We start from the raw sequence: 14,018 nt of genomic DNA, 5'->3' as shown, positions 1-14,018 counted from the left end.
AGACCATTCTAAAAAAGGAGAAAAATATGAAAGATCGTTATTTTGTGGTGGCCGCACTCTTGTTGGTTGCCTTATCTGCTGCAGCTTGCAGCACCAAAAACACTTTGTTGCCCCTTGATGCTTCTACCACGACGGCCATGGACCAAGACACCATGGATCAAGGCACCATGGATCAAGGCACCATGGACCACGAAGACATGGTCGTTGAAGAAAATAGTCACGACCATGACCACGGAGAAATGGTTGATGTTTCTGGAGTTGCGAACCCGCCAGAAGTATCGGTAACCGCAACACCAGATGGAACAGGAGGCGCAACACTAGATATCGCCACCAGTAACTTCACTTTGGTGCCAGCGAACCCACCCTCTGACCATCAACCCGGTGAAGGCCACCTGCATATTTATGTCGATGGGGTATCAATAGCAATGGTGCACGAAACCACCGTGCACCTTGGCGACCTCAGCGACGGCCACCACAACATTCGTGTGACCGTGTCAACCAACGACCACAGAGATTATACCCTCGGCGAAACGGTGATCGCCGCATCCACTGAGGTTATGACCACCGGCGGTACGGCGGCCCAAGAAGCCGACCACACCCTTGCCCTTGAAGTGATGGACGGCATGGTAATGGGAGGCATCCAACGCCTCGCAGTGTCCGTCGGCGAGGTAGTTGCTATTACCGCAACCAGCGACACCGATGATTCGTTGCACATCCACGCCTATGACCTAACCCTTGAATTGAAAGCGGGCCAGCCTTCCACGCTCTTTGTAGAAGCATCGATTCCCGGTGTTTTTGAAGGAGAACTTCACCACGCTGGGTTTCAAGTACTTTCCCTAGAAGTGTCGTAATGCTGAACGAACTGTTTGTTTTTGCCCACGGAGTAGGGGGGCGAAGCGACCTCCCGATTTCAACCTGGACGGCGGCCTGGAGCGGAGCGGCGGTACTGCTGCTCTCCTTCGCCGCACTGGGTTTACTTTGGCATAAGCCGCGGTTTGCAAAAATTGCTGAGGGCCGGCCAGCACAAAAAGGGGAGCGTTTTGTCTCTTCCCTGCAGAGAGTATTGCGAGCTTTCTTGCTGGCTCTTTTCTTTGTTGTGCTAGTCGGCGGATTCGTCGGCCCAGATACCACGACCGGCAACCTCACCCCCGTCACCGTGTACATCATTTTCTGGATCGGTGGGTCGTTTCTGTCCGCACTGTTTGGGCCGTGGTGGCGAATGGTCAGCCCCTGGGAAACCCTCGGAAACCTCGTTGATCGCCTCCGCCCTCAAAAAGACCACACGCCCCCTAAGTGGCTGTCCAGCGGGTGGGCGGCCATGGTGCCGATCTCGCTGTTCCATTGGCTTGAGTTGGCCTACCACAATGGGTCAAGCCCCCGCACTTTGGGGTGGGCCATGTTGCTCTACACCATCTGGCTAATGGCCATGGCCTGGCAATGGGGTTGGGAAAATGCACGAAAGGCCGAAGGGTTTGGCGTGCTTTTTCAACTCATCGCCGCGCTCTCTCCGTTACATGCAGACCAGCACCAGAGGCTGAAGGTCCGGGCGCCTTTCGTAGGTGTGGCTGCCGTAACCATGACTCCGGCGCTCATTGCCCTTGTTCTCGCCGCGTTAGGTGGAACCGCATTTGACGGGGTTTCTCGCACCGGCTGGTGGGGCGACCTGACCGTCGGGCAAGGAGGCTGGGGTCTTACCGCGGTGCGGAGCATGGGTCTTGTTTGGGTTGCTTTGCTTGTCGGGTTGGCCTACCAATTGGCAAGCCGTCTGGGCGGCCAAATAACTCGTGACCTTTCTTTTGCCGAGCGGTTTGGTGCCACGTTGATACCGATTTTGGTCGGCTACGACCTGGCTCATTATTTTTCGTTATTTCTTCTCGAAGGCCAAGATTTTCTTCGACTGATTTCCGACCCTTGGGGACAAGGGTGGGACCTTTTCGGCACCGCGAACCGACTCACAAACTGGACGCTGGTGTCAACCCTCGTGGTGGGTTGGGTACAAATCGCCGCCATCGTAGGCGGGCACGTTCTTGGGGTATTTTTTGCCCACGACCGATCCATTGAACTTTGGCGGCCACAAATTGCTTTACGAAGCCAATACCCCATGCTGCTGGTGATGGTTGTTTACACGATGACCGGTCTGATCCTTTTGACCGGCTAGATTCCTATCATCATAAAAACGGCAGGGAATGATCAAAATGTCTGAACGCGAAGAAATGGATTGGGTTAAATACGGTAAGGCCGCTCGGGCCTTGGCCCAGATGGTGGCCGACGACGGTTATCGCCCCGACATGATCTTGGCCATCGTACGCGGCGGCATGTTTGTGGCCGGCTCGTTGGGCTACGCCATGGCAGTAAAAAACCTGTACGTCATGAACGTGGAGTACTACTCCGGGGTCGACGAACGCCACGACTTACCTATTGTGTTGCCTCCCTACGTGGACTGGGTAGATCTAAAGAAAGCCAAGATCCTCATTGCCGACGACGTAGCCGACACCGGCCATACCTTGGCTTTGGTGCGTGAAACAGCATTAGAACAAGTTGCCGAAGTGCGTTCGGCCGTGCTGTACCAGAAATCACATTCCGTAGTGGACTGCGAATACGTGTGGAAACACACCGACCAGTGGATCAACTTTCCTTGGTCAACTGAACCTCCGGTAGTAGATCTCTCCGAAGGCGGGCATCAAGCCCTCGACGCTTAAGCGTGAATAGCGGCTCGTCGAGCCGACCAGTTGACGGCCTCTTCAAGTTGGGCACCCACCGCAATAAGTAAGTCTTCTCGCCCGTACGCCCCCACAATTTGTACCCCAACCGGCAACCCATCAGATTGCCCAGTAGGCAAAGAAATTGCGGGCTGGCCGGTGGTGTTAAACGGTGAAGTAAACACGGCGTAAGGCAAAGAGCGCCGCGAGGCTCGAACCGGGTCGTCTTCGCTGGCGGTAAGTTCGCCGATTTTTGGCGGAGGTACTGCCGTGGTGGGGGTAAGGAGCAAGTCGAAGCCGTCTTCCCACCAGGTCAAAACCGAGCGCCGGAAGGCCCCCATAGCGGCTTGTGCCTTGGCGTAGTCGATGGCCGAAATGCTTTTTCCTTGGCTGCTTAGCCCCCAGTTGGTGGGCTCTATATCGTCTTGGGTAATAGGCCGCCCCAACTGTTCGCTGAGATACTCCAACCCCATAACCGAACTCACCGCCCATGTGGCGTTAAAAGCCTCGGCCATGGCGTGCATCTCGTCCAACGCCTGCGGATGGCTTTCGCTCACCTGGTGTCCCATTGATTCAAGTAACTGAGCGGCCTGCATGGTGGCGGCCGCACAGTCGGGGTGCACCGCGGTCATGGAATGTTCGTTCCAAATGCCGATGCGTAACGGCCCGGGGTTAGAGCCCACTTGGCCGGCATACGGCCGACCAAAGTCAGGGGCTACCACCCCGTCACCCAAGAAAGGAATAGCTGTGGCGTCCATGATGGCCGCCGTGTCGCGCATGGTGTGACTCACCACGTGTTGAACGCCGAGCCCCCATTCTTCACGAGGGCCCATGGAGATGCGACCTCGGGAAGGCTTTAGCCCCACCAACCCGCACATAGCAGCCGGAATGCGAATGCTGCCGCCACCGTCGCTGGCGTTAGCGGCCGGCACCATGCCCGAGGCAACTGCGGCGGCGGCCCCGCCTGATGATCCGCCGGTGCCATATTCAGGGTTCCAAGGGTTGCGGGTGGGCCCGTAAGCCAATGGTTCGGTGGTGGCGACCGTCCCTAACTCAGGGGTATTGGTGCGCCCCACGTTAATAAAACCCGCCTCTTTGTAACGCTGCACCATGTTGGCATCGGTGGTCCCGGTGAAGTTGGCGTCTTTCAGGGCCTGAACGCCAAAGTGGTGGGGCTGGCCGGCTTCTTCGACCCACAGATCTTTAAGAAGCATGGGAACGCCCCGAAAAGGACCATCGGGTAATTCCGGCGATGCCGCCAGTTCAAGCGCTTGTTCATATTGTTTATGAATAACCGCATTCAAGGTTTCGTTGTTGGCTTCGATGCGGTCAATGGTGGCTTGAATGCATTCCACGGGGGAAAGGTCGCCTTGGGCAATGCGCTGGGCTAAACCCACCGCATCAAGGTGAGCGAGTTCGTCAGGAGCAGGTGTTTCGGTCATACCCCGACGGTAGTCGCTCAGAGGTTAGGAGTTTGCTTCGGCGTGTTCAAGATAGTTGTAGACAGTAAAACGGCTGACCCCGAGGGCTTCGGCTACTTCTTCGACCGATTTACGCAAAGTAAAAGCCCCCCACTCGTTTAGCAAGGCCACCGTTTGCTGCTTTTGGATACGGGTCATGACGGAACGGTTGGCCCCGATTTCTTGCTCGGCGACTGTCAAGAGGTGCGCCAAGGCTTGATGAAGATCGGGGCGCCGCAAGCCGCCTACCACTTGTCCTTCCCATTCCAACGGCAGGTCACTTTCGGTGAGTTCTTCAAGAGTAAGCAAGCGAGCACCTAAAGCTTCGGCCGCCGGGGCCAGCGCTTTAAGAAAAGGATGCAGTGGTTCAGACACGTTTCTAGCGTAGCCCATTCTTTAACGTTGACAAAATGTTGAAAAACAGGCAGCATAGGAGTCTTATGTCCGTAACAATTGCTCGCTCGCTAGATCAAGCATTAGAAATTCTTAGCGAACGCCCCGATGCCCTGATTTTGGCCGGCGGAACCGACCTCATGGTGCAAATAAACCGTGGCTACCTCAACGAACTTTCTACGGTCATCGCCGTAAACCGCATCCCCGAACTTCAAGGCTGGAAACAACAAGACGACACCTTGGTTTTGGGTGCTGGCCTGACCTACGCCGAAATGGAAAAAAGCGACTTCACCTCCGTAGCCCCCGCCCTCGCCCAAGCAGCCCGTACCGTCGGCTCGCCACAAATACGCAACGCCGGCACCCTCGGAGGCAACCTGGGCACCGCCTCGCCGGCGGGCGACACCCTGCCCGTGCTGGCCGCCTTAGATGCCGTGATATGCCTGCGCTCGGCCCAGGGCGCACGCCGCCTGCCCATCCTCGAGTTCATCACCGGAGTAAAAAACAATGCCCGCCAACCCGGGGAACTCATCGAAGAAGTACATATACCTGCCGCTCAAGGGCATCAAGAGTTCTGCAAAATAGGGCCCCGCAACGCCATGGTTATTTCCGTGGCCTCATTGGCTCTGATAGTGGACCAACAAAACAAAAAAGTACGCCTCGGCCTCGGCACGGTCGGTCCGGTACCCCTACGCCCCGCCGAAGCCGAAGAACACCTCAGCACCAACGTCAACTGGGCGGCCAACACCGTGTCCACCGCCACCCTCAACCAATTCTCTGCGCTGGCTGCCGCCGCTGCCCAACCAATAGACGACCACCGAGGCACCGCCGCCTACCGCCGCCACGCCATCGGCGTCATGGCTCGCCGCACCGCCGCTCGAGCCTTCACCGAGGAAACACCATGACCACCAATCACTACACCTTGAAGGTCAACGGAAAAGAACACCAAGTGGCTGACGCTTGGACCGGCGAAAGCCTGCTCTGGGTGCTCCGCGAACGCTTAGGTCTACCCGGAGCCAAAAACGCTTGCGAAGAAGGAGAGTGCGGCTCGTGCTCAGTGCGCATCGACAACGAAGTGGTTTGCGGTTGCCTCGTGTTGGCCGCCACCGCCGTGGATTGCGAAATAACCACCATTGAAGGTTTGGCCCCCGAAGGCGAACTGGCAGACGTACAAGAAGCGTTTATCGAAGCCGGAGCCGTGCAATGCGGATTCTGCACCCCCGGGCTCTTGGTAACTATTGACAAACTGCTGGAAACCAACAACCAACCCGATGACCTCACGGTACGCGAAGCCATCAGTGGCAACCTCTGCCGCTGCACCGGTTACGGCCGCATCCTCGAAGCAGTCAACTTGGCCGCCACCAAACGGCGAGAAGCCACCTCATGACTGACATCCAAATCACTTCCCCGGTAAGCGCTCCCCGCATCGGTGAGTCAGCGCCCCGCCCCGACGGTGTCCCTAAAGTCACCGGAGCGTTCACTTTTTCTAGCGACCTGTGGCATAACAACATGTTGTGGGGCGGAACCCTGCGTTCCCCGCACCCCTCGGCCAACATTAAAAGCATCGACATCAGCGGCGCCTTGGCCATCAACGGGGTCAGCGCCGTACTCACTCACACCGACGTGCCCGGCTCCCTGCTTTACGGCCTTGAACACGCCGACCAACCGGTGCTCGCCGCCGACGTAGTGCGCTACGAAGGAGAATCAGTAGCCATCGTGGCCGCCGACCACCCCGAAACAGTACGCCGAGCCCTGGCAGCCATCGTGGTGGACTACCAAGTAACGGTGCCCCTCGTAGACCCCGAGGCCGCCGAAGCAGCCGAACCCATCCACCCCGACGGCAACTTGATACGCCGCTTACGTCTGCGCCACGGCGACCAAAACATCCAAGGAGAAATCCAAGTCGAAGGCACCTACGAAGTAGGCATGCAAGACCAAGCCTTCTTAGGCCCAGAATCTGGCCTAGCGCTACCCAGCGAAGACGGCGGAGTAGAACTCTTTGTCTCTACCCAATGGTTGCACTCCGACCGTGATCAAGTAGCCGTCTGTTTGGGCCTGCCGCCGGAAAAAGTTCGTTTCACCTTGTCGGGCGTCGGCGGTGCCTTTGGCGCCCGCGAAGACCTCAGCCTGCACGCCCACCTGTGCCTGCTGGCCCTCCACACCGGACGACCAGTAAAAATGGTGTACTCCCGAGAAGAGTCTTTCCACGGCCACGTGCATCGCCACCCGGCCCGCATGTGGTACCGCCATCACGCCGACACCGAGGGCAACCTGCTGCGGGTCGAAGCCCGGTTAATCCTCGACGGTGGTGCTTACGCTTCTTCCAGCGGGGCAGTCATCTCTAACGCCACCTGCTTTGCCGCCGGCCCGTACCTCATCCCCAGCGCCGACATTGACGGATCAGTAGTACGCACCAACAACCCACCCTGCGGAGCCATGCGGGGCTTCGGAGCCGTACAAACCTGCATAGGGCACGAAGCCCAAATGGACAAACTGGCCGCCGCCCTGGGCATGGACCCGGTAGAACTTCGGCTGAAAAATGTTTTAAAAAGCGGCGACAAACTACTCACCGGGCAGATCATCACCGGCACCGCCCCGGTAGCCGAAGTTATTAAAAGTTGCGTTGAGCACCCCTCAACCTTGGTGCAAAGCGACGACATGATGTCTCTTCCCGGAGGCGCCGGACGCACCGCCGACCCTCAACACATTGTGCGAGGCCAAGCCATGGCCGTGGGCTTCAAAAACCTTCTCTTTTCTGAAGGCTTCGATGACTACAGTTCGGCCATCTGCCACTTAGTTGATGGGGTAGCGACCATCACCTGTGCCTGTGCAGAAGTCGGGCAAGGGTTCGTGACTTTGGCCCAACAAATAACTCGAGAAGTCCTGGGCGTTGAAGAAGTCATCTTGGCTCCCGCCGCCACCGCCACCGTGGGGTCTGCCGGGTCCACCTCGGCTAGTCGACAAACATGGATGTCCGGGGGAGCAATACAAAAAGCCTGCGAAGCGGTGCGCCAACAACTCCTCGAACGGGTGGCCGCCGAACACCAAGTTGACCTCGATGACCTGGTGTTAGCCGACGGACAAATAGTGTCCCTGGCCGGAAACTTCTCGTTAAGCCTGGCTGCTGCTACTACAGAGCCATTAGAAGCAGACATCGAATACCACCACGCACCCACTTACCCGGTTGACGAAAATGGCCAAGGCAACGCCCACGTTTCTTTCGCCTTCGCCGCTCACCGAGCGGTGGTCGACGTAGACCCCGACCTAGGTTTGGTCAAAGTAGTTGAACTCACCACCTCTCAAGATGTGGGACGCCTCTTGAACCCATTACAAGCGATCGGGCAACTCGAAGGTGGCACCTCTCAGGGAGTCGGCTTAGCCATTATGGAAGAAGTGCTGGTCACCGACGGGCATATTCGCAACGCTTCGTTCACCGACTACCTGATACCCACCGCATTAGACATGCCACCGGTAGAAATAGCGGCCTTCATTGAACAACCCGAACCCGGCGCCCCCTTCGGAGCCAAAGGCATCGGCGAACCTCCGTCCATTTCTTCTACCGCCGCCGTAGTAGCCGCTTTACGCGACGCCACCAAACTGGAGTTGCCGCGAGTACCAGTGCGCCCCACCGACATTGTGCAATTAGAAAGCGACGCCTCGTGAACCACCAAGACTTGCGCATAAACGAAGACCGCCTTATGCAACGCATTGAGGACCTCGCGACCATCGGTCCCCTCGGAGAAACCGGCTCTTGCCGATTGGCCTTAACCGACGAAGACCGCCAAGGCCGCGACTTGGTGGTTACCTGGATGCGCGACCTGAGCTTAGAAGTCACCATTGATGGCATTGGCAACGTGACGGCCACCCGCCCCGGTCGCCACCCCGGACCAGCCACCATGACGGGCAGCCACATCGACACTGTGGCCACCGGCGGCCGCTACGACGGCAACTTGGGAGTACTCGCCGGCCTTGAAGTCCTCGAAACACTGAGCGAAAACAACGTAGAAACCGAACACCCCATGGGAGTAGCGTTTTTTACCGACGAAGAAGGCGCACGCTTTGCCCCCGACATGTTGGGCAGCCTGGTCTATGTAGGCGGCATGGCCCTCGAACAGGCCCTCGACATTGAAGGAATCGACGGCACCATGGTCGGAGAAGAACTAGAGCGCATCGGCTACCGCGGCCCCGGACCCTGCCCTGGAACACCCCCTCGAGCATTCGTGGAACTCCACATCGAACAAGGCCCACTCTTAGAGGTTGAAGGCACCACCATCGGAGCAGTCACTGGAGTACAAGGCATTTCGTGGACCGAATACACCATCACCGGGCAATCCAACCATGCCGGCACCACCCCAATGCATCTTCGTCACGATGCCGGGTACGTCGCCGCCAAAATAGCCGTCACGGCACGAGAACTGGCCGACCGCATGGGAGGCCGCCAAGTAAGCACCGTAGGACGCATCAACCTCCACCCCGACCTAGTAAACGTAGTAGCCGGCCAAGCCACCCTGACCGTCGACCTACGCAACACCGACGAAGCACTCTTAAAATCTGCCGAAGCAGAAATAGCAGCCTGCGTAGAGCAACTTGAACAAAGCGAAGGGGTGACCATTACCTCACGCACCTTGGCCCGCTTCGAACCCGTGGTCTTTGACCCCCAGGTGGTAGCCACCGTAGAAACAACCGCCCAACGCCTCGGCCACTCGGCAACCACCATGCCCTCCGGAGCCGGTCACGATGCCCAAATGATGGCCCGGGTTTGCCCAACCGGCATGGTATTCGTACCCAGCAAAGACGGCATTAGTCACAACCCGGCCGAACACACCGACCAACAAGACCTGGCCGCCGGGGCCGACGTATTATTGCAAACCATGCTGGCCCTCGACGCAACCGACTTCAACGGAGACACCGCATGACCCGCATGGTTACCATCGGGGCCGCCCAAACTGGGCCCATTCAACGCAGCGACACCCGAGCTGAGGTAGTGGAGCGTCTCATCGCCTTGCTGCGCCAAGGCGCCGCCGCAGGCTGCGACCTGGTGGTGTTTCCTGAACTCACCTTGACTACTTTTTTCCCTCGCTGGTTCGTTGAAGACCGCGCCGAGTTTGATCACTTTTTTGAAACAGAAATGCCCGGGCCAGAAACCCAACCCCTTTTTGACGAAGCGGTACGCCTCCAAGTCGGGTTCCACCTGGGTTACGCAGAACTCACCCCCGACGGCCACCACTACAACACGGCCATCTTGGTGGAACCCACCGGCCAAATAGTGGCCCGCTACCGCAAAGTTCACCTCCCCGGCCACGAAACACACGAACCCTGGCGACCCTTTCAACACCTCGAGCGCTACTACTTCGAAGCCGGCCCTAGCTTTGACGTTCACCGAGCCTTCGGTGGCCTCATGGGCATGGCCATTTGCAACGACCGCCGTTGGCCCGAGACCTATCGAGTATTAGGCCTCCAAGGCTGCGAAATGGCCCTCATCGGTTACAACACCCCCACCCATTACGCCCCCGACCCCAGCCAAGACCGCCTGCAAGGGTTTCACAACCACTTGGTATTGCAATCTGGGGCCTACCAAAACGGCATGTGGGTAGTAGGAGTAGCCAAAGCCGGAGAAGAAGAAGGCTGCCACCTGCTGGGCGAAAGCGCCATCATCGCCCCCTCCGGCGAGATCATGGCTGTTTGCACCACCGATGGTGACGAGTTGGTGGTGGCCGAATGCGACCTCGACCTCTGTGTCAACTACAAAGAAACACTTTTTGACTTCGACCGGTACCGCCGCCCCGAGGTGTACCGGCGCATCGTTGACCAAACCGGAGTAGAAATCCCGCCGCATTTACATAACCCAGAGGAGGCATCGTGACCAACTTTGACCTCAACGGACAAGCAGTCACCACCGGGCAACACGCCAACCTTTTAGCAGCGCTACGCGACGAACTTGGGGTACTTTCTCCCAAAGACGGGTGTTCACCATCGGGGCAATGCGGTTGCTGCACGGTGCTCATAAACGGTAAAGCTCGGGTGGCTTGCCAAACTTCATTAGAAAAAGTCGACGGGGCCACCGTCACCACTTTAGAAGGCCTAGGCGATGAAGAACGCCTACGCTACGCCGAAGCGTTTGCCGCCCATGGAGCCCTGCAATGCGGGTTCTGCACCCCGGGCATCGTCATGCGGGCCAAAGCCCTGATTGACAAAAAAGGCGCCGAACTTACCCGTAGCGACGCCCAACGACACCTCGGTGCACACCTTTGCCGTTGCACCGGTTACGTCTCAATTCTCGACGCCGTAGAAACCCTGGCCGCCGGTGAAACCCCGGTGTCTTTGCCTCAAGGAGGCTTAGGAACCAGCGGTGCTAAATACGAGGCCGCCGAATTGGCCTTGGGCGACCGCCCGTTCATTGACGACCTTTACCCCGAAGGGCTTTTACACGGCGCCTTGCACCTCGCCGCCCACGCCCGAGCCGACGTATTGGCCATCAACACCACCGCAGCCCAAGCCTTAGCCGGAGTTCACCAAGTGTTCACGGCCGCCGATGTTCCCGGAGACCTCAAGGTCGGCATTATTCACACCGACTGGCCAGTGTTTATCCCAGCAGGTGGCCGCACTTCATACCTCGGCGATGTGCTGGCTTTCGTAGTCGCCGATACCCGAGAACTGGCCCGTCAAGCCGCTGAACTGATCGAGGTGGACTACCGCCCGCTCCCCGTATTTAACGACCCCGTATTGGCTTTGGCCTCCGACGAAAATGCAGTGTGGGGTCTCGACGGGAACACCCTTTCGCATTCCACCTACGCCCGCGGAGACGTAGAAACAGCATTAGCATCTTCGGCCCACGTGATAGAAGAAATCTTTCAAAGTCAACGCATCGAACACGCCTTCTTAGAACCTGAATCCACCATGGCTGCCCCCACCGACGACGGCAATTTGCATGTGTGGTCCGGCGGGCAAGGAGTCTGGGATGACCGCAACCAAATCGCGGCAGTGCTTAACTTGCCCCGCGAAAAAGTCACCGTGGAGCTGGTGTCTAACGGGGGAGCGTTCGGCGGCAAAGAAGACATGTCGAACCAAGCCCAAACCGCTTTAGCGGCCTGGCTGTTGCAAGCCCCCGTGCGCTGCACGTTGTCGCGCAACGAATCATTTTTAATGCACGCCAAACGCCACCCCATCCGCATGGCCTACCGAGCCGGATGCGACGCCGACGGAAAACTCACCGGCCTTTGGGTGCGTATGATCGGCGACTCCGGCCCTTACGCCTCGGTGGGCATGAAGGTGCTGGAACGAGCCGCCGGCCACGCCAGCGGACCCTACGTAGTACCCAACATAGATGTGGAAGCCACCGCCGTACGCACCAACAACCCGGTATGCGGCGCCTTCCGAGGGTTCGGAGCCAACCAAGCACAATTCGCTATGGAAGGCATGATGGATCGCCTGGCCGAAAAAGTAGGCATCAGCGGGTGGGAAATGCGCAGCCGCAACGTGATCAGCCCCGGCGTGGTTTGGGGCCCCGGACAAATAATGGACGATGGTTGTTTGGGAGCCCGAGCGTGCCTCGACGAGGTTAAAGAGGACTACTTCCAAGCTCAAGCTGCCGGAAAACCCGTAGGGCTCGGTCTGGGCTTAAAAAACTCCGGCCTGGGCAACGGATTCAACGAAATCGCTCGAGCCGTTGTGCGCTTTCGTAGTGATGGAAAAGTAGAAGTACGTCACTGCTGGACCGAAATGGGTCAAGGCATTCACACGGTGGCCCGACAAGTAGCAGTCGAAGAACTCAAGATCGAATCAAGCCGCATCGAAGTCATCGTGGACACCACCCGAGAACTCGGCAACGGACAAACCACCGGCAGCCGCGGCACATTGATGGGCGCCGGCTCGGTAGCCGATGCCTGCCGGGTGGCTTTGGCTGACGGTTGCCAAGAAGAAATCGATTATCTCGGCGAATACCGGGTGGATTGGACCAACGCCCTCGAAGACGGAGTAGAAAACCCCATCTTGCATTCCACCTTTGGGTACGCCGCCCAAATGGTTATTTTGGATCCCGAAACCGGCGACGTAGAACACGTAGTAGCCGCCCACGATGTAGGCCGAGCGGTCAACCCACTGCTGTGCCAAGGCCAAGTTGAAGGCGCCGTCCACATGGGGTTGGGCTACGCCCTCACCGAAGGGTTCCCGGTAGACGAAAACGGCCGGCCCACCAACGACACGTTACGCAAACTCGGTATTTTACGCCCCAGCGCTATGCCCACCGTAGATGTGCGTTTGTTGGAATGTCCCCAACCCGACTCGCCCTACGGCATCAAAGGAGTAGGAGAAATCGGCCTAGTGCCCACCGCCGGAGCGGCCGCCGCCGCCCTGCGTTCTTACGACGGACAATGGCGAAACGAATTACCCCTAAACGCCCCCGACCAACGCGACCACTGGGCCCCCTGGGATGGACGCTAAATGAACACCACCCCCGGCTTGGTGTGCGCTCACCATCATCTTTACTCGGCCCTAGCCCGCGGTATGCCCGCCCCGCCCCACACACCCACCAAGTTTCTGGAAATCCTTGAACAAGTTTGGTGGCGCCTTGACCTCGCTTTAGACCCCGAAATTATCCGCTGGTCAGCCAAGTTGGGGGCCCTCGAAGCGTTAGAAAACGGCACCACGGCCATCATCGACCATCATGAATCTCCGCACGCTATTGAAGGCTCGCTGTCGATTATTGCCGAGGCCTGCGCCGAAGTTGGGGTGCGAGTCAACTGCGCCTACGGGGTAACCGACCGCCACGGCAGCGAAGGGGCCGCTCGTGGCTTAGCCGAAAACGACCGCTACCTCAGCGAAGGCGGAAAAGGCATGGTCGGGGTGCACGCCGCTTTCACCTGCCGCGACGAAACCCTCCAAGCGGCCGCCGACCTGGCCCTCCGCCACCAGGTAGGCGTACACATCCATGTCGGCGAAGGAACCGATGACCACGACGCCGCCCAACGGTTGCGTTCCTTAACCACCGACCAATGGATGATCATCCACGGTGTGCACCTCGAAGACGATCACGGCTTGGCCGGCACGGTAGTGCATAACCCGCGGTCCAACATGAACAACAGCGTGGGCTACGCCCGGCCGGCCCGGTTTGCTAACCCCATCGCTTTAGGAACCGACGGCATCGGAGCCGACATGGTTGAAGAATTCCGTTTGGCCTTTGCCCGCCATCGTGAAGACGACGTTACGGCCACCCCGGAAACCTCATGGCAATGGTTGGCCGCCGGATGGGACCTGTTTCCCGAAGCCATCGACGACCGAGTCACCTGGAGCTACGACCCCATGGACGCCTGGCACTTGGCCTACACCCCCGGGGTGCGCCCCGTTGAAGTTGAAATAGGCGACGAAATAGTTTGGCAAAATGGAGCAGCCACTCGAGTGGACGCTGGAGAAATACGAGCCCGAGCCGCCGAACAAGCAAACCGCTTGCACAAAAAATTAGCAGACCTGTAAC

At 58.4% G+C, this 14,018-nt stretch carries 12 protein-coding genes; 10 read left to right on the top strand and 2 right to left on the bottom strand.

Annotation, left to right across the window (positions count from 1 at the left end):
• The first annotated feature begins 26 nt into the window (after window positions 1-26).
• From EYQ49_00840 to EYQ49_00830, 3 genes are read left to right on the top strand one after another with little or no spacing between them, the layout of a single operon-like run.
• A complete protein-coding gene (locus EYQ49_00840) occupies window positions 27-851 on the top strand; it encodes a hypothetical protein (protein HIG24425.1) in 825 nt (274 codons plus the stop codon).
• Window positions 851-2,158, top strand: coding sequence for a hypothetical protein (locus tag EYQ49_00835; protein HIG24424.1), 1,308 nt, complete (start codon window positions 851-853; stop codon window positions 2,156-2,158). The genes EYQ49_00840 and EYQ49_00835 overlap by 1 nt, the downstream gene beginning before the upstream one ends.
• 37 nt (window positions 2,159-2,195) lie before the next feature.
• Window positions 2,196-2,699, top strand: a complete 504-nt coding sequence (locus EYQ49_00830; protein ID HIG24423.1) for a phosphoribosyltransferase — start codon at window positions 2,196-2,198, stop codon at window positions 2,697-2,699.
• Here EYQ49_00830 and EYQ49_00825 read toward each other — a convergent pair.
• Both EYQ49_00825 and EYQ49_00820 read right to left on the bottom strand, forming a co-directional pair.
• Window positions 2,696-4,141 (bottom strand): amidase, encoded by a 1,446-nt coding sequence (locus tag EYQ49_00825; GenBank protein HIG24422.1) that lies wholly within the window; start codon window positions 4,139-4,141, stop codon window positions 2,696-2,698. The two genes, EYQ49_00830 and EYQ49_00825, sit on opposite strands and share 4 nt — an antisense overlap.
• A gap of 24 nt (window positions 4,142-4,165) precedes the next feature.
• Entirely contained in the window at window positions 4,166-4,522 is a 357-nt protein-coding gene (locus EYQ49_00820; GenBank protein HIG24421.1) for a transcriptional regulator, read from the bottom strand.
• Window positions 4,523-4,599: 77 nt separating this feature from the next.
• On the opposite strand from EYQ49_00820, the gene EYQ49_00815 reads away from it, so the two are divergent.
• The 7 genes from EYQ49_00815 to EYQ49_00785 are packed head-to-tail and all read left to right on the top strand — an operon-like array spanning window position 4,600 to window position 14,017.
• A complete protein-coding gene (locus EYQ49_00815) occupies window positions 4,600-5,454 on the top strand; it encodes a xanthine dehydrogenase family protein subunit M (GenBank protein ID HIG24420.1) in 855 nt (284 codons plus the stop codon).
• Window positions 5,451-5,936, top strand: a complete 486-nt coding sequence (locus EYQ49_00810; GenBank protein HIG24419.1) for a (2Fe-2S)-binding protein — start codon at window positions 5,451-5,453, stop codon at window positions 5,934-5,936. The genes EYQ49_00815 and EYQ49_00810 overlap by 4 nt, the downstream gene beginning before the upstream one ends.
• A complete protein-coding gene (pucD, locus tag EYQ49_00805) occupies window positions 5,933-8,212 on the top strand; it encodes a xanthine dehydrogenase subunit D (GenBank protein HIG24418.1) in 2,280 nt (759 codons plus the stop codon). Before EYQ49_00810 ends, pucD begins: the two co-directional genes overlap by 4 nt.
• Entirely contained in the window at window positions 8,209-9,465 is a 1,257-nt protein-coding gene (locus EYQ49_00800) for a Zn-dependent hydrolase (GenBank protein HIG24417.1), read from the top strand. Before pucD ends, EYQ49_00800 begins: the two co-directional genes overlap by 4 nt.
• Complete coding sequence (locus tag EYQ49_00795; protein ID HIG24416.1) at window positions 9,462-10,412, top strand: N-carbamoyl-D-amino-acid hydrolase; 951 nt, start codon at window positions 9,462-9,464, stop codon at window positions 10,410-10,412. Before EYQ49_00800 ends, EYQ49_00795 begins: the two co-directional genes overlap by 4 nt.
• Window positions 10,406-12,988 carry a selenium-dependent xanthine dehydrogenase gene (locus EYQ49_00790; GenBank protein HIG24415.1) on the top strand — a complete coding sequence of 861 codons (2,583 nt, stop codon included), beginning with the start codon at window positions 10,406-10,408 and terminating at the stop codon, window positions 12,986-12,988. The genes EYQ49_00795 and EYQ49_00790 overlap by 7 nt, the downstream gene beginning before the upstream one ends.
• The gene (locus EYQ49_00785) at window positions 12,989-14,017 is read left to right on the top strand and encodes a hypothetical protein (GenBank protein ID HIG24414.1); all 1,029 of its coding nucleotides are present in this window, start codon (window positions 12,989-12,991) and stop codon (window positions 14,015-14,017) included.
• The last annotated feature ends 1 nt before the right edge of the window (window position 14,018 follow it).

It is taken from the genome of Acidimicrobiia bacterium (genome assembly GCA_012959995.1).
In the GTDB taxonomy this organism is placed as follows: domain Bacteria; phylum Actinomycetota; class Acidimicrobiia; order Acidimicrobiales; family MedAcidi-G1; genus MedAcidi-G2B.
The sequence above is the reverse complement of the archived record's forward strand: the minus strand, read 5'-3'. Positions and strand labels throughout refer to the sequence as shown.

Coding starts and splice junctions, on each gene's coding strand:
- EYQ49_00840 (HIG24425.1), top strand. CDS start 27: ATGAAAGATCGTTATTTTGTGGTGGCCGCACTCTTGTTGGTTGCCTTA.
- EYQ49_00835 (HIG24424.1), top strand. CDS start 851: ATGCTGAACGAACTGTTTGTTTTTGCCCACGGAGTAGGGGGGCGAAGC.
- EYQ49_00830 (HIG24423.1), top strand. CDS start 2,196: ATGTCTGAACGCGAAGAAATGGATTGGGTTAAATACGGTAAGGCCGCT.
- EYQ49_00825 (HIG24422.1), bottom strand. CDS start 4,141: ATGACCGAAACACCTGCTCCTGACGAACTCGCTCACCTTGATGCGGTG.
- EYQ49_00815 (HIG24420.1), top strand. CDS start 4,600: ATGTCCGTAACAATTGCTCGCTCGCTAGATCAAGCATTAGAAATTCTT.
- EYQ49_00810 (HIG24419.1), top strand. CDS start 5,451: ATGACCACCAATCACTACACCTTGAAGGTCAACGGAAAAGAACACCAA.
- pucD (HIG24418.1), top strand. CDS start 5,933: ATGACTGACATCCAAATCACTTCCCCGGTAAGCGCTCCCCGCATCGGT.
- EYQ49_00795 (HIG24416.1), top strand. CDS start 9,462: ATGACCCGCATGGTTACCATCGGGGCCGCCCAAACTGGGCCCATTCAA.
- EYQ49_00785 (HIG24414.1), top strand. CDS start 12,989: ATGAACACCACCCCCGGCTTGGTGTGCGCTCACCATCATCTTTACTCG.